Below are 22,444 nucleotides of genomic sequence, written 5' to 3'. Positions count from 1 at the left end.
CTAGGGAGGAAGTCTGATCGGTTTGTGGTAGAAGAAATGAGTGTCTCCTGTCGTATAGATCTTTTCACCTATGTGAAAAGAACGTTTCACAGCCGTGATCCGATCGTTTCACATGGGTGAAAAGATCAGATCACACTTGTGAAACGATCTGTTATAGCTTATGTATGACTTTCATTAACTGCTCGCCCAAGCCAATTGTATAGCCTTGAGAGACAAATACGACACGATTGAACGTATCGGCGATCAAGAAGATCGGCAAGGTATTGGCGTTTTGCAATTTCATCGCTGTAGCCATCTCCTTTTGGATCGCCCCGTCGATATCCAGACCGTATGTGATCGTGCCCGGTAAATCGCCGAACTCTTTCGGATCGAAGTTCTTATAGCCTTTCTCGTCCGGGAAGAGAAGCACGATGCCTCGTCCCCAATCCTCCAGTTCCTTCTTCACGGCGGCGATATCACGCATCGCATGGTTTGTCGGTTCTTGGCGGGAGCCTAGAAGCGCTACGATATAGTAGCCACGTCCGGTAGTAGCTAGCAAGCTAGTTTCCTCGCCGTTGTCCGCACGTTTGAATTTATTCTCGGAGTTGAAATTACCGATCACCTGTATCTCGTCCTTGCTTTCGCGCATCTCCAATTGGATCGGGGTGGTCTTGTCTGCCTCCACATTGAAAAACTCGATCTCGGCCAATACGCTACCGTTTGCCATACGAGTACCGGTCACTAACATATAATTACCTTCATCCATGGATAACGGTTTCTTCAGTAATCCGCTCCAAGTATCTCCCAAGCCCATATCCACATTACCGCCTCTCTCGAAATTCAAGGTCTGTAAAGTACCGTTCGGCAAAACCTTGGCGATCGTGAAGTGACTGTAATATTTCGGGTCTTGCAGCGCCTTGATTGGTTGGTAAGAAGCGATTACCTTGCCTTGTTTAGCGGTCGTCTGTACGGCAGCCTCGAAATCGACGTCTACCCAAGCGTTGTCCTTGAAGTACTGGATCTTGCGGGCTACCGGCTCGATACGTGCCGGAATACCTAAGCTACGAGCCACGGCCACGAAGAAGATATTACGGGAGCCCTTATCAGCGATGCGGGATTTCCATACACCCATCGGCATGATCGGAATACGTTGTGCGTTTAGCGCGTCGTTAATGGAGACGTTATTCTTCACCCAATCCACCAATGCCTGTGGATTCTCTACGGCTTGTTTCGCAAGGGAAGGCTCAATGTTTGCAGCGAAGAAACTCTTATAAGGAGTCAGGAACTCATTGGCCACACGAGGATTCATGATATATTCATTGAACCATTCGCTTTGAACGGCCGGCGTATTGTTTAAATGGTCCGCGAAGACAGACGCAGGTGTATCACGTAGATCCTTAGCGGATACGACATCCAATAAAGCCATCGCTTGCGCACGCTTCTCGGCGGGAGTCTCCCGTAAGAACTTCTCGATCTCCATCCAGTTACCACGGCTACCGATCATGAAATCCTCCGTCTTCATCGGGTCGATACCCAATTCTTTCGCTAAAGCCTCTGCTTTCTCTTCCGTATAGAAAGTAGCTACATATTTATTACGGATAGCGTCTTCTTCCAATAAACGTTTGGCGTTCGCCTCCTTTTGCTCCGGTGTAACTTCTGCGGGGATAGAGCCGTCTACCGGTGGTACGATATCTAGGGCGATCGTCTCCACATCTCCCGGTTTCTTATTCAAGGCGATCGTAACCTCTCCGTCCTTGCCGAAAGAGACCTTGCTGTAGCCGAACTTGCCATCTTTGCTGGCCCATACCAGCATATCCCCTTTTCCGGCGGATAATGAGCATTTGCCATCTGCGTCCGTCTTCTTGCGGGCTACACTGTTAAACTCGGCATAGTTATAAATCTTGAATTCTACCAAAGCGTCCTTTACCGGCTTGCCATTGGCATCCGTAACCGTGATAACAGCTTTAGCCGAAGGTGCGTAATTATCGATCACGTTGATCTCGGTATACCCATCGGTACGTTCCATGACATCCTCCGGGCCATTGTATTTACCGAATACTTTCGTATGCATCAACATACCCCGGTAAGCAGGGCCGTTGAACCAACCCAGATTCAATACCGGTTCGGGCTCGCAAGCGCCGAAGAAATACCATTTACCATTCACCCAAGCTTCTACCCATGCGTGGTTATCATCCGTATGCGCCCAGCGAGGTGTATATACCTGACGTGCGGGGATACCCACGGAACGTAAAGCGGCTACCGTGAAGGTAGACTCCTCGCCGCAACGACCGTAGGCGGTCTTCACGGATGCCAAAGGGGAACTTGTGCGCCCATCGGAAGGAGTATAGATAACCTTCTCATGACACCAGTGATTCACTTCCAGTACGGCGTCGTACAACGAGAGACCCTTCACCCGGTCTTTCAACTCATCAAAGAAAACCATGCGGCTTTCATCCAGATTCTCATTGTTGATTCGTACCGGCAATACGAAATGGCGGAAGATATCCTCTGGGATGCTATCGCCCCAAGGCATCTCATTCCGTGCTTGGAAAGAGGAACGGATGTTTTTCAAATAGAAATCGCCACTATAGTCCGTGATGTCTCCAATCGGCATATAGGCGTACATGAAGGTTAACGCCTCCCTCTCTTCGGGAGTCATTTGATCGTTAAATACTGCGAAAAGGTTTCCGTTAGGCAGAGCGGCCTGTTTCGCTTGGAAATCGTTCTCAACCTCAGCTCGGTAAGCGGCGTCGGTAATAAAATGTTGTTGGTTGTTACAGCTCGTCCATACGAGTAATGTGAACAACAGCGCAAATAGATGTTTTTTGTTCATAAAGCGGATATGTATGTTTGCCAAAAGTAATGATTCTATGCGAGATAGAAAAATTCTCGAACAATTTGTAAGAAAGATTTGTTTTTCTATAGAAAGAATAAATCTGGTCTTCCTGTAAATTTGGGACCGGATTTCTTCTTTTTGTGTGATTATAATTGCAAAAAGTTTACGAACTTTGTGACAAAGTATCAAATCACTAATCATAAAACCCGTTTTGCGTATGTTTCAAAATCCTGAGCAAGTGCTATTAATAGCCTCGGTGATCCTGTTTTTTAGTATATTCGCAGGTAAGGCCGGTTATCGTTTCGGCTTACCCGCTTTGTTGTTGTTCCTTGGTGTGGGAATGTTGTTTGGCAGCGATGGTCTGGGCATCCAGTTCAGCGATCCGAATGTAGCCCAGTTTATCGGCATGTTGGCGTTGAGTATCATCTTGTTCTCGGGTGGTATGGACACGAAAGTTGCGGAGGTCAAACCTATCGCCTCGCAAGGTGTGGTATTGGCTACGCTCGGGGTGTTGGCTACGACCTTTATCACGGGCGGGTTTATCTATTGGTTATTTGGTTTATTTGGCAAATATGTTACGTTGACTTTCCCGGAATCTTTATTGCTGGCGGCGGTCATGTCCTCTACGGACTCAGCCTCGGTTTTCTCCATCTTGCGCAGTAAAGGGGTTTATTTGAAAGAGCGTCTGCGTCCTACCTTGGAGCTGGAGAGTGGTAGTAATGACCCGATGGCTTATATGCTTACCTTGCTTCTGATCGCTTACATACAAAGCGGAGGTATGAATATTTGGGAGGCCGGGCTATCCTTGGTCATTCAATTATCGGTGGGAGCTATCGCCGGTTTCTTATTGGGGAGACTGGCTGTGTTGATTATCAATAAGATCGATATAGATAACGAGTCTTTGTATCCGATCCTTTTATTGGCTACGGCTTTCTTCACCTTCGCCGCTACGACCTTATGTAAGGGTAATGGCTATTTAGCGGTTTATATCGCTGGTTTGGTGGTTGGTAACGCTAAGATTGTTCACAAGAAAAGTATGGGGACGTTCTTTGACGGTTTCGCTTGGTTGTGGCAGATCGTGATGTTCCTTACGTTAGGCTTGCTAGTGAACCCGCATGAGTTATTACCGGTGACGGGTGTAGGTGTTATGGTGGGAGTCTTTATGATCTTGATCGCCCGTCCGATTAGCGTGTTCCTTTGCTTGATACCTTATAAGAATTTCTCCTTCAAAGGTAAACTGTATATCTCATGGGTGGGATTACGCGGGGCGGTTCCTATTATTTTCGCTACTTACCCGATGATCGCCGGGATCGAGCATGCCGGTATGTTCTTTAATATCGTATTTTTTATCACGATTCTTTCTTTGCTGATTCAAGGAACCACGGTTACCCAAGCCGCTAAATGGCTGGATATGGTGGATGAGCCGGAACGAAAGGATGAGTTTGGCATCGAGCTTCCCGAGGAGATCAAGAGCGCTATGAGCGAGATCGATATTACCCCGGCGGTATTATCCCATGGAAATAAATTGATGCAGCTGACTTTACCCGATCATACCTTGGCGGTAATGGTGAAACGGGAAGGCCGCTATTTCATCCCGAAAGGAAATACGGAATTAAAGGAGAACGACAAGTTGTTAATGATCTCCGATAATGACGAGGCGCTTTTGCAGGCGTATGATTCCTTGGGGGTGAAGGATTATACGATGAAGAAGAATTGAAATAATGTGCCAATGGGGGAATGTGCCAATATGCCAATGCAGATCTATTTGTGTAGAATAAGCATTGGCATATTGGTACATTATTTTTACCGTACCGGAAATTCAGTTATACGTAAAGTGGTACAGCCATAAGGGATTAACTCGATGCTTTCTTCGTCGCCCATATCATTGCCTTGCTGGGTAAAATACGAGATAGAACCAGAGGAACCTCTATATAAAGACCACCCATTAAGACGTTTGCCTTTCGCCTTGATTGTAATCGGGGCATTCTCTATGTTCCAAGGATAGTCGGTAGTCACTTTCGTTTTCTCTACGACAAAGTTGTCGTTGATTTGGTCTGGTTCCAAGGATTTATGTGTAAGCGCATAGTTCCAAGGAGAATCTGAAGTCACTTGATAATACCAGTTACCGTATTGAGCCGCCTTCTCTCCTTCAAATGTCTTCTTCTCCCATTTCTCGTTCATCTTCAAGGCATAAACCAATGGCCCCCGTTCGATTACCGCACTGCCTCCGTACCAACGGCTGGCCGCTACTTGCATTGGGAGTTCAACGGTTAGGACATCACCTTGTTTCCATTCCCGGTTGATACGGGCGATCTCCCCGGGATATGCATCCACGACGACATTCTCTCCGTTCAGTTTGATCACCGGCTGATTACACCATGCTGGGATGCGAATATGGAAAGGGAAGAAGGCTCTCTTTATTTTTTTATCCTCGAAAGCGAATTTAAAATGCAGAGTCTCGTCAAACGGATAAGCGGTCTCTTCCTCGATTTGCACGGTCACTCCGTTGGCTACCTTAGCTTTGACACTCGAAGGTGCGTATACAAGAGCGGCTATACCATTATCCGCCGTAGCGTACCAAAGGTTTTGAACTAATTTAGGCCAGCCTTGATGTAAGTTTGAGGTACAACAAGGATAACCCGTAAGTTCTCCGAATAAGATATCCGTATCATCGTGTGGCGTGGAGAAATTACGCCACTCACGAGTAACGGCTACTTGGTTGGTTTGCTGATAATATTGACGGGCAGAGTAATCATCTGTCACTTGAGTCGGCAATGCGTTGTAGGCCACTCGCTCCAGATAATCGGCCCATTGAACATCCCCTGTAATTTCCAGCATCTCTTCCAATGAGAACATCATCTCCACGGCGGTACATAATTCGGAACCGGTAGTCGGCTCACCGAAACGAAGTAGTTCGTCGCCACCCCAAAGCCCGGTCGGGAGACCGATCGTATTATGTATATCCTTTACCGCTTTCTTAACGGCGCATATCTGTTTCGGATCTTGATTCTGTTGATAATAAACAACCGGTTCCTTGAAGCCTTGCGCCAGATTGACACAGTGCAAACTGAGTTGGCGGGATAGATGATCTTGATTTAAGAAGATATCCGTCCAGTTAAACGTCTGTTTGTGAATCAACTCTCCTAAATCCAATAAGAACTTGTCGCCTGTGATATTATATAGCCAATAGACGACCATTAAATTATCACCCCCTCTTTGCTCTCCCCAAAAGGTCCATTTACCTAGTGGGTTTTGAGGCAACTCGGCTAATTGGTATTTAAAATATCGAGTAAAGAAATCAATGACCCGTGTATCGCCTGTGGCTGAGTAATATTGTTGCATTACTTTCATCATCACCATCTTAGGCCACCAATCCCGGGAATTGTCCCGTTGTAATCCCGGTTCGTAACTCCGGTCTGTATCCGGTCCGAAATAGCCGTTGGGCTTTTGGGAAGCCAAGGTCCATTCGACCCATGGCTTTACCTTATCGATAAGCGCTTGATCATTGAGTATATAGGCTAGTGGAAGAAGACCGTCTATCCAATAAGGGCCACGTTCCCATACGTCACCATCACCACCTAGCCAACCATTACGAGGGCCCATGACTTTCTCGTATACTTGATCCAAGTTTCCAGTCATGCCGTTCTTCATCCGTACTAATTGCTCCTGCATCCAGCCGGTAGGCCGGATAGAACCGATCGGTAATTCTATGTAAGGTTTCTGTAGCAACGGATAACGGTTGTTTTTGTAATTAACAGAGATAGCTGTTTTTTCATTAGCAAGCTGATTGGCCGCTACGGAAGTGGTAACGACCATAGCGAGCGATAATGCTAATATTTTAGGAAGAAGTTTCATAAGTTAGTAAATTAGTAGTTTATATCATTCGTTATAATCAATCCATACTTTCATTTTCCCCGCTTTCCGGTTATCCCATGTATAATAAGGGATCAAAGTGATTGCCAACTCATTCGTAGTGGCCTTTATGGTTGTAATCCCATTTAATAATTTCGGATTAAACTGGGCATTAAAAGAGGTGTTCGCCGCGATTTTTAGGTTATCAAAATCTTGAGGGTTATCTACCTCTTCCATGCAATATACGAGAGGCCCTCTTTGTATGGCACGCTTACCGATGTTTTGCTTAACTCTAGGGTCTGCGGTCATCAATTTGACTGGCATCTCCATTGATAAGGAGATTACGTCTCCTTGTTTCCACTCTTTATTTAATACGGCGTATCCTTTCTCTGTTGGAGCTTTTACTAGTTGCCCGTTTACCGATAAGGTATATTGTTCACACCAACTAGGGATACGTAAACGTATCTCTTTTTTCAACGGATTAGAAGGAGTTACAGTTAGTTTTACAGTTCCATCCCAAGGATAATTGGTCTCTTGTCTCAACGTGACATTTGTGTTGTCTGTGTTTATCTCAGTAGAATTACCTATGTACAGATTTACCCAGATCGCCTCATTGGAGGTTCCGTAAATATAATTACCGATAGATGGAAGGAAGCGAGATATTTGGCTTGGGCAACAAGCGCAACCATACCATGCTTGACGGTGATGGTCTCCTTTAGATTCCAAAGGATTAACATAGAAAAAACGATCCCCTTCCAGCGATATACCGGCTAAAGCTCCATTGTACATGGATCGTTCGAGGACATCAATATACTTGGAGTCACCAGTAAATTGATTCATTCGTTGATTCCACAATACCATTCCAACCGAAGCGCAGGTCTCACAATAAGCATCTAGGTTTGGCAGGTCATAGTCTTCTGTGAAACCTTCGTTATGGCGTGAGGAGCCGATCCCCCCGGTAATGTACATATTTCGGAGTACGACATCATCCCATAACCGATTCAAAGATTCGATATATCCAGAATCTTGCTTTAACGCTGCCACATCCGCCATACCACAATACAAGTACATGCAACGAACGGCATGACCAGCGATATCACTCATCTCACGTACAGGTTTGTCATCTTGGTAGTAGAATGGATCCCATTCACCTTCCCCACCTTTCGAGCCATGCCCGTGTCCTCGTTCCTCGATCAACCAATCAGCGAAATCTAGGTATTTTTGCTCTCCTGTGGTTTGATATAGTTTGACAAGGGCTAACTCAATTTCCTCATGTCCGGGAACCCAATCTCGTTTTCCCGGTCCAAAGATACTCATCATGTGATCGGTCATTCGTATACAAACATCTAGTAGTTTTCGTTTTCCGGTAGCTTTATAATAGGCCACTCCTGCCTCTATCATGTGTCCGGCACAATACATTTCATGCTTGTCCATATTAGTCCATCGTTTTTCCGGGGCGGTCAATGTGTAATACGTATTAATATATCCATCCGGTAGTTGGGCGGCGGCGAATTTATCGATCCATTCATCCGCTTTTTTCTCCAACTCTGGATTTGGATTGTTGATCAAACTGTATGCCATGCCTTCCAACGCTTTGTATACATCAGAATCATCAAAGAAAATACCGGAATGTTCCCCTTCCCTTTTTGCCGCATTCTCAAAATTGCGGATGCGCCCTGTCTGGTTCTCGATCTGATCAATACAAACAGGCAAAGTGGTCGATATATGTTTCTTTAACCTGGGAGACCAGAAATTATCTTGTATATGAACTTGTGAGAAGTCCACTTGGTCAATCATTTTGAAAGGAGCTTCTTTATGGGGAGCTTGTTTACATCCCCATAATGTTAGACATGTCAAAGATAATAATACGAACTGTTTCATTTTTTTGAGATTTAAAGTTATAATCTAATCAATGCTTTTATAAATCAGACCTATTGATGTTAGTAGGTCTGATTTATAATAAAAAGTTTAAAGTTTACAAACCATTTTTGTCAAAGCATCTGCTGATGCTACTCTTTTTCCGTCGACGAAGATAAAGAATCCTTTCCCGTTACTATATTTTTTTCCTGTTTTATCATATAGAATACATATTTTTTTATGATGATACATTATATGATCTAGGCAAAAATAGTCCCATTTATCTTCTGGTATCAAAGGATTGACGATAAGAACGTCTTCGCTTTGCGGACGAATTCCTACCAGCCCACTTATGACTAAATCACAAAAAGAGGAGTGGTTGTAGTTTCTGCCTCTCTCTTTAGGTTGGTGATTTTTCAACATGGTTCTGGATATCCAATCTCCCGTAAAAGGATTTAGGTTCTCGTCGATCCAAGGAATGACATTACCATTATCGAGTGTGAGATGTTGGCTTTTTGTATATATTTTCAGTAATGTCCAAAAATCGTCTTTGGATATATAGTTTTGTTCTTGATCGTTCAGTAAATTCGCTAACCCTGTCAATGTCATGGCTGTGGCGAAAGGCCAAGACGGACCATTCCATTGGCATTCGTGCCCTTCATAGACAACTTTGAATTTGGGATGACATTGTTCTGCGGTTGTAGGACCATATGGAGCAAAAAAATGGTTTTTGTCCATTAGAAATTTCCATGCGATAGCATAAGAATGATTTGCTAGATCAAAACTCCAAGGCGTGTAACCATGCAATTCCCTGACATCGCGTAATATTGCTTTGCTATCCATAGGCAGTACTTTTATAAAAGAAGCCTGTTCGTCCCATAGTAAATCAAACATTTTGTTACGGATAGCCTCTGCTTTCTCGTGAAAATAGGAACCTTGAGGATCATTCTTTTTCTGAGCGACCCAAGAAAGAGTATTTGCTTCTGCTGCCATATATGAGTTAATGGTAGCCCTATAGCCATTTCCTCCGATAGAAATTTCCATGCCGTCACGGTTGTCTGTTTGCCAGAAAAGGCCGGTTTCGGAATTAAATTTCTCTTTTTCCCATCCGTTGAAGTTAGAGACCAGTTCAGGATATGACTCTTTTAATATAGAGTCGTTCCCTGTGACTAAAAAATATTGGTAGATTGCATTCGCTATAGGAAAACTATAGGATCGAACATCACCTCCACCCCTTAACCAGTAATAGGCGTAATCATTCAAGTAACGCTGTTCATGTAGCCATCTCCCTTCCCTGAAATGAAACCAAGCTGGACAACAAATTCCGTTATATTTCCCAGCCCAAGAGACATCAGGCAGAAATTCTGTTATTATAAATCCCTCTGGTGTTTCTTTTATATGTTTTCTATAAGTCCACCATCGGAAATAATAAATCTCTTCGATATCTTTATCGGGACATTCGAAAAAAGGAATGTTTTCGGCGAGAAAATCTTTAGCTTGTTTGTTCGATATGGACTGTATGTATATTTCCTTATCTTGCTGGTTGAATTTATCCGCATATAAATCAGATAAATGACGATCTAAAATCTGCCCTTGAATATTTACAGAAAAACAAAGTCCAATAAGTAAATAGAAAATGTGTGTATGACTCCTGCTCATATAATGGTTTTATTGTAGGTGTCCTTCTAAAAGAAGGGCACCTAGGTTGGACATTATGTTTGTTTATAAATAATTAGGATTCTGCTCTAGGTTTGGATTTGAGGTCAATACTGTTTCCGGAATAGGGAATACTGAACGATAATCCCCCTCAGGCTTGTGAGATAACCAGCTCTTTGTCGTATATATACCAAAACGAATGGCATCTCTGCGGCGATGCATTTCCCAAGCAAATTCCCAACCCAGCTCATCATACATCCTTCCGAATTGGATTGGATCAGTGTTTCCTCTATCTACGATTTTATAATCTTCCACATAACCATATTGATAGCAAGTATTTCCCGCTAATTGGGAGTCTGTTACTGTCGCTAATTCAGGATTATCTTTAAACGCCCTTTGGCGCACTTGAGTAACCAAAGTACCAGCCCCGGATTTTCCTGTACGTAACAAGCATTCGGCTTTCATCATCATAATTTCCGCATATCTGAATACAGGAATGTCTGTGTTTGAACTGGAATATGAATTTTCAGCGACCTCAAATTTATTCATTCTGTAGCCTTCCAACTCACTGGTATAATTTCCGCTAGGAATATCCTTCGTGTAGATCAGGGGTTCTCCCATTTTATCATAAGTTCCGTATAAAGGAGTACCATCAGCGGCCAATTGTTGCCCCATAAGCCAAGTATCGGCTAAACGTGAATCTTTTTCATTGTAAGTGTCTATGAATTGAGTAACTCCCATGGCAGATCCACATCCCCAAGGTGTATCAATCGTATTGTATTTCTTTTTTAGTTCACCGTGCCAAGAAAACATAAATATACTGTTTCCCGTAGCGAAATTCTCGTCGTAAGGGATTGTAAAAATGATTTCTTTACAGCTTTCGACACCCAGGGCCCTAAAAAGATCTTTGTAATTTTCAGCTAAAGTGAATTTCCCGCTGTTTATAATATCATCACATTGGGTTATACAGTCATTCCAGCGTGCTTCGTTTATGTAAACTTGTGCGTTTAGATATAAGTTGGCTAATAGAGCTTTGGCTGCCCATTTCGTCATTCGCCCGTAATAATTGCCTCCTACTTCTTCGCTTAAATTAGGTATTACCTCTATAAGTTCGTTTTCTACAAAGTCGAAAATTTCTCTGCGTGTATTTTTGGCAGGTAAATCCATCGCAGTTGTTGTTACAAGAGGAGCGTCCCCGAAATTGTCACATATTTGCCAATAGTAGTAAGCTCGCATAGCCCGAAGCTCTGCTAATCCTTGTGTTTTTTCTGTGTCGGAGGGTGTGGGTATTACCCCTGTTTCAATTTGTTCGATAATTTTGTTACATAGTAAAGCCCCTTGATAGAACCATGACCATATATTTTTCACATGGTCTTGCTCTGAATTCCAGGTTTGATAATGCATACGGCGGTATGCGCCACCATCATCCCAACCAGAGGCATTAGGTGGCATAACGATTGCGTCTGCGCTTACTTCTTGTGCGCAAAAGTATCCCCAATGATCTGATTGGCTACGTAAATAACTATATACACTCGCTATAGAAGGAGTGAAATCATCTACTGTATAATTGTATGTTTGTTCTGTTACTTTCGAATATACGGTCTCATCCAGATTGTTGCTGCAAGAAAGTATGCTAAAAGAGCAGCAAGTGCCTAATAGAATTTTTATATAAGTATTCATGATTTATTGCGATTTAAAATTTAATAGAAACACCAAATGTGTAAGTTCGGGTAGACGGGTAACGGTTTTTGTTATCTACGCCAGGAGTCAAACCACTTAAACTGACCTCAGGATCGATTCCTGAATATCCAGTGATGGTGGCTAAGTTAGAGACTGTCCCATATATCCTTAACCGTTTAATCCATGTATTGAAATTGAATGTATAACCGAGGGTTATATTATCTATTTTCCAGTAGTTGCCTTTTTCGATGTAGTAGCTTACATATTGAAGTTCCTGATCTATCGCCAAAGGAGAGTTGCCAAATTTTGTGTCGAATGCCTCGTTTAGTACATTACCTCTTGCTAGCATGACAGGAGCCCCATATTGTAAGCGTGGCATATTCAAGATATCAAATCCGAAAGCTCCACGCATAGTTACTGAAAAATCGAAACCTTTCCAACTGATAGAATTGTTCCAATTAAGGTAGTGCTTAGGTAAGCCGTTTCCGATGACCTGTTTATCTGTTGGTTGTTGCTCGGAGATTGGTTTAGGGTTACCATCTGCTCCCTCTATGATCCAATGTCCATTATCGTCAATATCAATTGTTTTGTATCCCCAAAAATTACCTATTGGTTCACCTTCTTGAATGCGATGTGTAGTGGTTTGTAATGGTTCTCCGGTGGAACCTTTATCTGAGTAACCACTAGATATAAACTGATCATTAGATAGTGATAATAGCTTGTTTTTATTTGTTGAGTAGTTGGTCGAGGTTGTCCATTGAAAATCTTTGGTTTGTATGGGTATTGCGGTTATACCAACCTCGATACCTGAATTTCTCATAGAACCTGCGTTCGCCACCATACTAGAATAGAGATAAGGTGGAGATGGTACGGTATAATCCCATAGCAGATCCTCTGTTTTACGATTATAATAGTCAATATTACCGCTGATACGATCATCCAGAAATCCGAAATCTATACCAATGTTAACCTCTTTCTTTTTCTCCCATCTTAAATCTGGATTAGCGTTAGAATCTGGGCGGATGGTTTTTATATATAACCCATTGTAATATACATATGTGCCGAAATCCAATGTGTTTAAGGACATATAGGGATCATCGGGAACTGTACCGGTTATACCGAAACCTGCACGTAATTTTAAGGTGGATAGTTCTTCTATATCTTTTAGGAAATTCTCGCCTTTAATATTCCATGCACCGGATACGGAGGGGAAATTTCCCCATTTATGATCTGCGCCAAATTTGGTGGATCCTTCGTGACGAATACTGGCAGCTAGCATGTATTTACCCTTGTAACTGTAGTTTAAACGGCCGAAATAACCAATCAGCCTACTTTCGTTTGCTTCTGAGAATTCCGTGGCTTTGCCATCTTTTAAGGCTTGTCCGGTTTCCATATTATTGTATGTGTAATCGTCAGATGGAAAATCATAGTTTTGCATATAATAATTTTGATATGTATCCTTTTGCCAACTATAACCGGCCAATAGCGTGAATGAATGGTCTTCTAGTAGTGTTTTCCTCCATTGAACTGTTAGCTCTGATAGATCTTGCGCTTTTCGTGTTGTTCCGCGAGATGCGTAACCATTTTTCCCATCTCTCCATGTAGATTTATGGTTTTGCGTCTCGTAATAACCTCGTGTTTGATTATAAGTGTTGGAAGAAACGAGATATTTAATGTCCAAGCCTTCTATTGGAGTGTAAGTGATATTTCCAAACATCCTCAAATTTGTAGCTTGATTTTCTCCTTCAACCTCATTTAGCATAGCGACAGGATTGTAATATTCGTTTTTGGTACTTTCCGAATATTTTCCCTCTGCATTATAGACAGGTGTTGTTGGATTGTATATCAGAGCATTCCTGTAAACCTCGCTGTTATAACTTCCTCCATCCGAGCCAGAGAAATAACTTTGCTTATATCCGCTTAAACTAGCGTTTAATTTTAATTTATTGTTGAACATACGATGTGTAATTTCAATACGGGGATAATACATCTGGTTGTTGGTTCGCTTGATTAATCCATTTAACCCCCTATATTCAAAACTAGCTACATAATTTGTTGTACGACTACCACCTCGTAAGCTGATGTTGTAAATTTGAGTAAATGGGGTACGGGTTACTTGGTCTAGCCAGTCGGTTGTAGCACCATCGTCTTGAGCCCCGGCTACTCCTTCTTTAACTCGTTGACGGTATTCGTCCGCATTCATAAAAGGCAGTCTTTTTATTATTTGTTGTGTGGATATATATGCGTTCACGTCCACCTCTGTTGGCATTTCTCCTAAGGTGTTTTTAGTCGTGATCAGAATTACGCCATTTGTTCCACGTGTTCCGTAGATCGCTGCGGCAGAGCCGTCTTTTAATACGTCTATTTGTTGAATGTCATCAGGTGAAACTGAATTTAAGTCTCCTGGAATACCATCAATCAAAACGAGTGGGCTTGCGCTGGCTTTTAGGGTTGTGATTCCCCTAAGAGAAATTTCGGATGTAGATGTTGGATTTGCGTCTGGTGTGATGATGCTTAAACCCGGTACTTGTCCTTTAATAAGTTGGGCTGGGTCGGTAGACGGTGTTTTGATGAAATTTTCGGATTTGATAGAAGAGATTGCACTTGCGACTTCTCCTTTTTTTTGAGTACCATAGCCAACAACGACTACTTCATCTAAACTTTGTGTATCTTCCGCTAAACGAACAGTTATTTCTTTCTTGCCGTTTACATTGATATCTTGACTCAAATACCCGATGTATGAAATTTGGATAATAGCGTTTTCTGGAACTTCCAGTGTATATTTTCCATTAAAGTCTGTAATGGTTCCGATAGAGGTCCCTTTTATGAGAACGTTGGCTCCTATGATAGGTTCTCCATTTTTATCAATTACAGTTCCTGTAATTCCTTTTTTACTTTGTTGGGGAGATGAATCTCTATTTACCTCTTTTCTCATCAGAAAGATGTTCTTCCCTTCTATCTTATAGATCGTGTCTGTATTCTTGAAGATATTGGACAAAATCTCCGTTACAGTTTGGTTGGAGGCTGTAATTGAGATTCTTCGTTCAAGATCCACTTCTTCAACGTTGTAAATGAAAAGATAGTCTGTCTGTTTTTCAATCTCCTCCAGAATATTGTACGTTTTAGCGTTATTTAGTATAAAGTCTATACGCATATTTTGTGAGCGAACAGAAGCTAATAATCCGGTAGTAAAAATAAATAGTGTTGTTAAGGCTAACTTCATGACTCGAAATATTTTATTTTCCATACATTTGTGATGTTTTAATGTTAGTACTAAATAATTTAAGGATAATTCGGTGCTGACTTCTGCCGGGAGATGCTGCAACATTTCCCGGTTTTTCATACCGATTGAATTTATCGACTTTTCTGTTTCATAGGCATATTGATTTAAGTAGTGAATAAATGTGTTTATTTTATTATAATCAAATTCTCTTCCTCATTCTTCGTATAAGTAAACTTATGTTTTAATTGAAGTACTTTTAGCACATGTTCGACTCCATCCTTAATCCTAAACTTACCGGAGTAACGATACTGGAGTAGGGATGGGCGTTGTACGTCTATCTGGATATCGTAATAAAGTTGTAACTTGTCTATTAGATCTTGGATCGATTCATTTTCAAAACAAAATAGGCCCTCTTTCCACTTGAAATAGTTGTAATCCGAGATGTGAGATGTTTCTAGTCTTCCATTGTTGGCTACGGCGATCTCATCAGGTTTTAGACGAAGACTTTGAGATAACTCCGGTGAAGTTATTTCTACACTTCCTTTTATAAGGGCAGTTTCAAACAATGGGCTGTTGTGATAGGCTTTTACATTAAATTCAGTCCCCAATACTTGGATTGTATACTTTGGAGTTTGCACGGTAAATGGACTTTTTTCATTGTGCTGGACGGAGAAGTAGCCTTCGCCGTCTAATTCCACGTTGCGAGTGTTTGCGCTGAATTGTTCAGAAAATTTTAGGGTTGAGCGAGAGTTTAGCCATACATGTGTACCATCGGCCAAGATGACCTCTGCCCGTTGTCCGGCTGGTACATGAATAGTTTGCATTTGTGCCTTGTCTGGTTGTTGTGTCAATAGTTGTTTACTACCCCAAAAACCAACCAAAAAGATGGCTGCGATCTTTAAGAGCTCGATAGTTATTTTTTGTATTGAGAAATGTCTCTTTCTAACGGAATATTTCTCGTTTGTATCACTTTGCCAAAGTGAGAGATCATATAATTTGCGCAAAGCTAGAAATTCACGCATATTCTCCGGGCTTTCGTCCAACCATGACGCTACTTTCAGTCTCTCTTCTTCGGAAACCTCACCTCTTATATATCGTTGTAGTAATTGCTCCATGAATATCTATTAATTTCGCTTTGTATTATAAAAACGATACAATGAGGTAGATCCCTAGTGGAAAAGCGAAAAAAATTAAGAAAAAAGAAAATAAAATAAGGGCAGGTAATCTTTTAGGTTGATACGTAATACCTTTAATGCCTTAGTTATATGATATTCTACTCCTTTTGCAGTAATGTTGGTCTCTTCCGCTATTTCTTTCACGGTTTTATTCTCGAAACGACTCATCTCGAATATCCGGCGGGTTTGCTCGGGCAATGATTGTAGTGTATTGTGTATGATGGTTTGTATTTCGTGAGAGAATATTTCTTCTGGATCACATGCTTCAAGTGTCGATATACGAATATTGAGTTCACGATCATTAAGTTCCATGATGTTTTCAATGGCGGATTCGTGGATTACTTTATGTCGTAAATAATCTAAGGCTTTGTTTTTTAATATGGTTAGCAGAAGAGTTTCTGAGGTCTCTGCCTCTTGTGATAGGGATAATCTCCAATATTTCACGAGAGATTCTGCCACGATATCTTCTGCCGCCATATCGTCGTGTACATATGATTTTGTAAACAGAAATGACCGTCGGTAATTTCGTTCATAGATACTATTGAAATCATCTCCTTTCATTTTCAATGTAGATTGGATGACAAATGTAGAAATTTTTGGATAGAAAAACAGTATTGGGCTAAAAAAGATGTTAAGAACAGATTGAGCGGTGAAAAATGGATATCTTTGTGAAAAGCATTAAATCATTAGGTCTTATGGATATAGGAATGCGGAACTACGATCTTCGGACTTTAATTGATGATGTGGAGGCGGAAGCCTCGTCTTTCTTATATCGGGAAGTTTGTTCGGGAATTGAGATCTGGAGATGTGGATGCCTTCCTCACTCGTTTAAAAGCCTTTTTCGCTGATTTCCCTTATGAGTTAAAGGCTAAAACGGAGTGTCATTATCAAGTAGTGTTTTATCTGGTGTTTAAATTGATGGGACAATTCTGTGATGCGAAGGTGCGCGGTGCGAAGGGACGTGCGGATGCGGTAGTAAAGACGAAAGATTATATTTATGTTTTTGAGTTCAAGCTGGACGGTTCCGTGAAAGATGCCTTGAGGCAGATTGACGAGAAAGGTTATCTGCTGCCTTATGAGGCTGATGGGCGTGAACTGGTGAAAATAGGTGTTTCCTTTAGTAAAGAGGATCGGAATCTGGGTTGTTGGGAGATTGTTTAGACCTGCGCTAAACCACTAGAATAAAGTTTCCCAAGTGAATAACTTATCACTTCCTAACTCGTAAGCTTGTGGCTTGACAAGCCGTAAGTTATTCACTTAACACTTCGATAATTAACAATAAGTCTTATTTGAAACTGCTTGTTTAATTCGTTGATAAATAGCTTTTTATAAACATGTGCATGTTTTACTCCAAACACGTACGTGTTTTGATGAAAAGTAAAAGTTTTTTGAACCAGTCTCTCTGCCATTCCCAGAATGGTGAGATATTGGCTTCTTAATATGTTAAAAATCATCCTATATACGAAACATCTCTATAATCCGTTGTTATATGAAGGATTATCGATATTTTTGTAAATAAACTAGGTAAGCATATGGCAGCGAAGAAAGACAGAGTACTTTGGGCGGATGACGAGATTGATTTGTTGAAACCGCATATCTTGTTCTTGCAGGACAAAGGGTATGAGGTCGTTCCGGTGGTGAGCGGGCAAGACGCTATTGACTGCTGTAAGGAACAATCGTTTGATATTATTTTTCTCGATGAGAATATGCCTGGCTTGACTGGGTTGGAGACGCTGTCGCATATCAAGGAGATCGCTCCGAATGTGCCGGTCGTGATGGTGACTAAAAGTGAGGAGGAAAGTATCATGAATCAGGCGATCGGAAATAAGATCGCGGATTATTTGATCAAACCGGTAAATCCCAACCAATTGCTTCTCTCTATCAAGAAGAATGTCCATAAGAACGTGATTATCTCCGAGACGACCACGGTGGGTTATCAGCAGGAATTCGGTCGTATTGGTATGCAAATCAATGATTCCTTGACCACAGACGACTGGATGGAGGTCTATAAGAAACTGGTGTACTGGGAACTGGAACTGGAAAGCAGCCAAGTGGCAATGACAGATATGCTCCGTATGCAGAAGGAAGAGGCCAATAACGCTTTTGCCAAATTCGTGAAGAAGAATTATGTGGACTGGATACAGAATCCGGCCGATCGCCCGTTGATGAGCCCCGACCTGTTTAAGAAGAAAGTCTTCCCAATGTTGGATAATGACGAGAAGGTTTTCTTTATATTGATCGATAATTTCCGGCTGGATCAATGGCGGGTGGTAAAAGAATTGCTTACTGAGTATTTTACGTTTGACGAGAGCTTGTATTATAGCATACTGCCAACCGCCACGCAATATGCCCGCAACTCCATATTCTCGGGCTTGATGCCTTCGCAAATAGAGCAGATGTTTCCGGATTTGTGGGTGGATGAGGAGAGCGAGGAAGGTAAGAATTTGAATGAGGCTCCATTGATTCAAACCCAGATCGATCGGTTCCGTAAGAAATATACCTTCTCATATAATAAAGTACACGATTCCCAATATGGAGAGAAATTGTTGGCTACGATCCCTTCTCTTACTCGTAATCAACTGAATGTGATTGTGCTGAACTTCGTGGATATGCTTTCGCATGCTCGTACGGAGAGTAAGATGATCCGTGAGTTGGCGCAAAGCGAGGCAGCCTATCGCAGCTTGACTAAATCATGGTTCCAGCACTCTTCTACGCTCGAGTTATTCAAACGAATCGCCGAGCGGGGAGGAAAAGTAATCGTTACGACCGATCATGGAACGATCCGGGTAACGAATCCGATCAAGGTGATAGGTGATAAGAATACGAATACCAATCTACGCTATAAAGTAGGCAAGAACTTGAATTATAACCCGAAAGAGGTATTCGAGATCCGGGATCCGGAAAAAGTAGGACTTCCCTCCCCGAATCTAAGCAGTAAGTATATTTTCGCCTACGGAGAGAATTTCTTCGCTTATCCGAATAATTATAACTATTACGTATCCTATTATAAAAATACATTCCAGCACGGAGGAATCTCGATGGAGGAGATGTTGGTGCCGTTTATTACGATGGAACCGAAATGATAATATGCCGAAAAGTTGCGTATATCATAAATATCACGAACTTTGCAGTCCATATAAACTGTAAACACGAATGCTATGAGCATACTGAAAATAGAAAGTTTGGATAAGATCCATGAGGCGGCTAAGGAGTTTATCGCCGGGATGGATGATCGTACGGTCTTTGCCTTCTATGGTCCGATGGGGGCCGGTAAGACTACCTTTATCAAGGCGATCTGTGAGGAATTGGGTGTGGAGGATGTGATCAACAGTCCCACATTCGCTATTATCAATGAGTACCGTAGCGATACGACGGGAGAATTGATTTATCATTTTGATTTTTACCGGATCAATAAATTGAGTGAGGCGGAGGATATCGGAACAGAGGATTATTTCTATAGCGGAGCTTTATGTTTTATCGAATGGCCGGAGAAAATAGATGAGTTGTTGCCCGGAGATGTGGTAGATGTAACGATCTCGGAGAATCCGGACGGTTCACGTACTGTAGAGGTTAAGTAAGTCTATGGATCCTTCCGAATACTTTATCTTATCCTTGTTTATCGCTTTGGGATTGTTCTCAATCGTAGCGGCGATCTGTAATTTTGATTGGTACTTTAAAACCAGCGGGGCGATGACTTTCGTGAACTGGTTCGGTCGTGGCGGCGCACGTATCTTCTATGCGTTGTTGGGAATCGGGCTGATCGCTTGTGGGGCGCTGGGACTTATGTATTGGTGATAAAAAGTAAATTATACTTACTTGTCCTAGTAAGTATAATCAAAATGCCTAAGTAAGTATAACTTCGTTGTCTGATGAAGTTATACTTACTTTGAGAAAGGCCCTATTCCGCTAATTGGAAATCAAGTTGCTTACGTTCCAGATTCGCTTGCGCTACTTTGATAGTGATAGGGTCTCCCAAACGATATTGACGTTTTTTACGACGGCCCAATAAACAATAATTCTTCTCATCAAACTCATAGTAATCGTCATCCAGATCACGGATTGGTACAAGCCCCTCGCATTTATTCTCGTTCAGTTCTACGTAAAGTCCCCATTCGGTGACACCGGAGATAACGCCGTCGAATACCATGCCGAGCTTATCCTGCATGAATTCTACTTGCTTATATTTGATGGATGCACGCTCTGCGTTGGCGGCGACTTGCTCCATGCTGGAACAATGATCGCATAAATCCTCATACTTCTTTTGTATAACACTACGGCCACCGGCTAGATAACGTTCCAGCAATCGGTGTACCATCATATCCGGATAACGGCGGATAGGAGAGGTGAAATGTGTATAGTATTCGAAAGCCAAGCCATAGTGGCCGATATTCTCCGTGGAGTAACGGGCCTTTTGCATGGCACGGATCGCCACTGTCTCGATCAAGTTCTCTTCCGGCTTTCCTTGTACATTGTCTAATAAGGAGTTAATTCCTTTGGAGACATCCGTCTTCGTACCGTCTGTTTTCAACTTATAGCCGAAGCGACGGATAAAAGAGGCGAAATTCTCCATTTTATCTGGGTCTGGAAGCTCATGGATACGATAAACAAATGTCTTCTTTGTCTTTCCTTTAGGAGGACGGCCCACGAACTCGGCTACGGTACGATTTGCCAATAGCATAAACTCCTCGATTAACTTATTAGCGTCTTTTGAGACCTTGAAATAAACACGGACTGGTTTCCCTTGTTCGTCGATCTCGAATTTAACCTCATAACGGTCGAAGTTGATAGCGCCACTCTTGAAACGGCGTTCCCGCAATTTCTTGGCAAGGTCGTTCAAGGCTAGAATCTCCTCTTTATAATCTCCCTCGCCGGTTTCGATCACCTCTTGTGCCTCCTCATAGGTAAAGCGGCGGTCGCTCTTGATGATCGTGCGGCAGATCCGGGAGTTTTGTACCACGGCATCGCTATTTAGTTCGAAGACAGCGGAGAAGCATAATTTTTCCTCGTCAGGACGTAAAGAGCATATTTGGTTACAAAGTCGCTCAGGAAGCATCGGTATCGTACGGTCTACCAGATAAACGGAAGTCGCACGGCTTTGCGCCTCTTTATCGATGACACCGTCCGTTTTCACATAATGTGTTACGTCGGCGATATGTACGCCAACCTCCCAGTTCCCGTTATCCAAACGGCGTGCGGAAAGGGCGTCGTCGAAGTCTTTCGCGTCCTTCGGGTCGATCGTGAAGGTTGTTATCCCCCGGAAATCCTCCCGGTTCTCAATTTCCTCCGGAGAGATCGCTTCCGGGATCTTATCCGCCGCTTTTTCTACCGAGGAAGGATATTTGTAAGGCAATCCGAATTCGGCAAGGATCGCGTGCATCTCGGCGGTATTCTGTCCGGCGATACCTAATATATCGATGACCTCACCCAGTGGATTCTTGGCTTCATCCGGCCATTCCACGATACGTACGATCGCTTTGTCGCCGTTCTTGCCCCCTTTCAGTTTATCCTTAGGGATGAAAATATCGTTAGCCAACGTCTTGTTTTCCGTAATCAAGAAGGCAAAGCCTTTAGCTACTTGAAGTTTACCTACGAAAGTACGCTCCTTGCTCTCAAGGATTTCCACGACCTCACCTTCCGGCTCGGCACCTTTACGTTTGGCGAAAAGCTGTACTTTCACTTTGTCTCCATCCATGGCATGCCCGGAATTACGTTCAGCGATAAATACCGGCGTACCTCCGTCTTCAGGGATGAAAGAATTCTTTCCATTGCTGCGGCGTGCGAAAGTTCCTACGGCTAGGGTTCCCAATCCGTTGAGACGGTAACGGCCACGGTCGATCTCGGTGATGATATCCTCGGCGGACAAATCATACAGGATGTCTACCACCTGCAATTTCTGCACTTGGTTCTCGACTCCGATGATCTTGCTGATTTGTTTATAGTTGAAAGGTTCCTTGGGAGAGGATTGGAAAACGGAAATGATGGCTTGGATCATCGCTTCTTTTTTCATACGTTTACCAACACCCTTTTCCTTTTTTCCTTTTTTCTCCTTGTTGTTATCTTTTTTTGCTGGTCTATTCTTTGCCATTCTGTATAATTATTTGCATTTGTTTTTGTGGAGACGGGGCACGCCTCGTCTTTTGCACGCCATGTCTACAAAGAAAACAATTTAAATTGATATTTGGTTGA

Annotated in this window: 13 protein-coding genes and 1 pseudogene; 5 read left to right on the top strand and 9 right to left on the bottom strand. The window is 42.5% G+C overall.

Annotation, left to right across the window (positions count from 1 at the left end):
• Window positions 1–151: 151 nt before the first annotated feature.
• Window positions 152–2,812, bottom strand: a complete 2,661-nt coding sequence (locus tag CI959_RS06130) for a transglutaminase domain-containing protein (protein ID WP_226766573.1) — start codon at window positions 2,810–2,812, stop codon at window positions 152–154.
• Between the two features lie 220 nt (window positions 2,813–3,032).
• On the opposite strand from CI959_RS06130, the gene CI959_RS06125 reads away from it, so the two are divergent.
• A complete protein-coding gene (locus tag CI959_RS06125; RefSeq protein ID WP_009275279.1) occupies window positions 3,033–4,532 on the top strand; it encodes a potassium/proton antiporter in 1,500 nt (499 codons plus the stop codon).
• Window positions 4,533–4,618: 86 nt separating this feature from the next.
• Here the strand turns inward: CI959_RS06125 and CI959_RS06120 are convergent, their stop codons facing one another.
• From CI959_RS06120 to CI959_RS06090, 7 genes are all read right to left on the bottom strand, one after another.
• Window positions 4,619–6,670, bottom strand: coding sequence for a beta-L-arabinofuranosidase domain-containing protein (locus tag CI959_RS06120; protein WP_005859834.1), 2,052 nt, complete (start codon window positions 6,668–6,670; stop codon window positions 4,619–4,621).
• Between the two features lie 24 nt (window positions 6,671–6,694).
• Entirely contained in the window at window positions 6,695–8,548 is a 1,854-nt protein-coding gene (locus tag CI959_RS06115) for a glycoside hydrolase family 127 protein (RefSeq protein WP_005859832.1), read from the bottom strand.
• 87 nt (window positions 8,549–8,635) lie between these two features.
• Window positions 8,636–10,183 carry a glycosyl hydrolase family 65 protein gene (locus CI959_RS06110; RefSeq protein ID WP_005859830.1) on the bottom strand — a complete coding sequence of 516 codons (1,548 nt, stop codon included), beginning with the start codon at window positions 10,181–10,183 and terminating at the stop codon, window positions 8,636–8,638.
• A gap of 63 nt (window positions 10,184–10,246) precedes the next feature.
• Window positions 10,247–11,860 carry a RagB/SusD family nutrient uptake outer membrane protein gene (locus CI959_RS06105; RefSeq protein WP_005859828.1) on the bottom strand — a complete coding sequence of 538 codons (1,614 nt, stop codon included), beginning with the start codon at window positions 11,858–11,860 and terminating at the stop codon, window positions 10,247–10,249.
• A gap of 13 nt (window positions 11,861–11,873) precedes the next feature.
• Window positions 11,874–15,203, bottom strand: coding sequence for a TonB-dependent receptor (locus CI959_RS06100; RefSeq protein WP_102949677.1), 3,330 nt, complete (start codon window positions 15,201–15,203; stop codon window positions 11,874–11,876).
• A 65-nt stretch (window positions 15,204–15,268) separates the two neighbouring features.
• The gene (locus tag CI959_RS06095; RefSeq protein WP_005859824.1) at window positions 15,269–16,198 is read right to left on the bottom strand and encodes a FecR domain-containing protein; all 930 of its coding nucleotides are present in this window, start codon (window positions 16,196–16,198) and stop codon (window positions 15,269–15,271) included.
• A gap of 75 nt (window positions 16,199–16,273) precedes the next feature.
• Window positions 16,274–16,819 (bottom strand): RNA polymerase sigma-70 factor, encoded by a 546-nt coding sequence (locus tag CI959_RS06090; protein ID WP_011967280.1) that lies wholly within the window; start codon window positions 16,817–16,819, stop codon window positions 16,274–16,276.
• Between the two features lie 207 nt (window positions 16,820–17,026).
• On the opposite strand from CI959_RS06090, the pseudogene CI959_RS06085 reads away from it, so the two are divergent.
• The 4 genes and pseudogenes from CI959_RS06085 to CI959_RS06065 all read left to right on the top strand — a co-directional run.
• Window positions 17,027–17,419 (top strand): annotated as a pseudogene (locus tag CI959_RS06085) (PD-(D/E)XK nuclease domain-containing protein); the annotation flags it as partial.
• 371 nt (window positions 17,420–17,790) lie between these two features.
• Entirely contained in the window at window positions 17,791–19,341 is a 1,551-nt protein-coding gene (locus tag CI959_RS06075; protein ID WP_005867323.1) for a PglZ domain-containing protein, read from the top strand.
• A gap of 75 nt (window positions 19,342–19,416) precedes the next feature.
• Entirely contained in the window at window positions 19,417–19,836 is a 420-nt protein-coding gene (gene tsaE / locus CI959_RS06070) for a tRNA (adenosine(37)-N6)-threonylcarbamoyltransferase complex ATPase subunit type 1 TsaE (protein WP_005859815.1), read from the top strand.
• A 4-nt stretch (window positions 19,837–19,840) separates the two neighbouring features.
• Window positions 19,841–20,053: an immunity 17 family protein gene (locus CI959_RS06065; RefSeq protein WP_005859813.1), complete on the top strand. Its 213-nt coding sequence runs from the start codon at window positions 19,841–19,843 to the stop codon at window positions 20,051–20,053.
• Window positions 20,054–20,156: 103 nt separating this feature from the next.
• Here CI959_RS06065 and rnr read toward each other — a convergent pair whose 3' ends face one another.
• Complete coding sequence (gene rnr / locus CI959_RS06060) at window positions 20,157–22,343, bottom strand: ribonuclease R (RefSeq protein ID WP_057316281.1); 2,187 nt, start codon at window positions 22,341–22,343, stop codon at window positions 20,157–20,159.
• Window positions 22,344–22,444: the final 101 nt, after the last annotated feature.

The organism is Parabacteroides sp. AT13 (genome assembly GCF_002272965.1).
Taxonomy (GTDB): Bacteria; Bacteroidota; Bacteroidia; order Bacteroidales; family Tannerellaceae; genus Parabacteroides; species Parabacteroides distasonis.
The sequence above is the reverse complement of the archived record's forward strand: the minus strand, read 5'-3'. Positions and strand labels throughout refer to the sequence as shown.

What these genes read in the sequence shown, in the direction of transcription:
- CI959_RS06130 (WP_226766573.1), bottom strand. Translation starts at nt 2,812, where the DNA reads ATGAACAAAAAACATCTATTTGCGCTGTTGTTCACATTACTCGTATGG.
- CI959_RS06125 (WP_009275279.1), top strand. Translation starts at nt 3,033, where the DNA reads ATGTTTCAAAATCCTGAGCAAGTGCTATTAATAGCCTCGGTGATCCTG.
- CI959_RS06120 (WP_005859834.1), bottom strand. Translation starts at nt 6,670, where the DNA reads ATGAAACTTCTTCCTAAAATATTAGCATTATCGCTCGCTATGGTCGTT.
- CI959_RS06115 (WP_005859832.1), bottom strand. Translation starts at nt 8,548, where the DNA reads ATGAAACAGTTCGTATTATTATCTTTGACATGTCTAACATTATGGGGA.
- CI959_RS06110 (WP_005859830.1), bottom strand. Translation starts at nt 10,183, where the DNA reads ATGAGCAGGAGTCATACACACATTTTCTATTTACTTATTGGACTTTGT.
- CI959_RS06105 (WP_005859828.1), bottom strand. Translation starts at nt 11,860, where the DNA reads ATGAATACTTATATAAAAATTCTATTAGGCACTTGCTGCTCTTTTAGC.
- CI959_RS06100 (WP_102949677.1), bottom strand. Translation starts at nt 15,203, where the DNA reads ATGAAAAACCGGGAAATGTTGCAGCATCTCCCGGCAGAAGTCAGCACC.
- CI959_RS06095 (WP_005859824.1), bottom strand. Translation starts at nt 16,198, where the DNA reads ATGGAGCAATTACTACAACGATATATAAGAGGTGAGGTTTCCGAAGAA.
- CI959_RS06090 (WP_011967280.1), bottom strand. Translation starts at nt 16,819, where the DNA reads ATGAAAGGAGATGATTTCAATAGTATCTATGAACGAAATTACCGACGG.
- CI959_RS06075 (WP_005867323.1), top strand. Translation starts at nt 17,791, where the DNA reads ATGGCAGCGAAGAAAGACAGAGTACTTTGGGCGGATGACGAGATTGAT.
- tsaE (WP_005859815.1), top strand. Translation starts at nt 19,417, where the DNA reads ATGAGCATACTGAAAATAGAAAGTTTGGATAAGATCCATGAGGCGGCT.
- CI959_RS06065 (WP_005859813.1), top strand. Translation starts at nt 19,841, where the DNA reads ATGGATCCTTCCGAATACTTTATCTTATCCTTGTTTATCGCTTTGGGA.
- rnr (WP_057316281.1), bottom strand. Translation starts at nt 22,343, where the DNA reads ATGGCAAAGAATAGACCAGCAAAAAAAGATAACAACAAGGAGAAAAAA.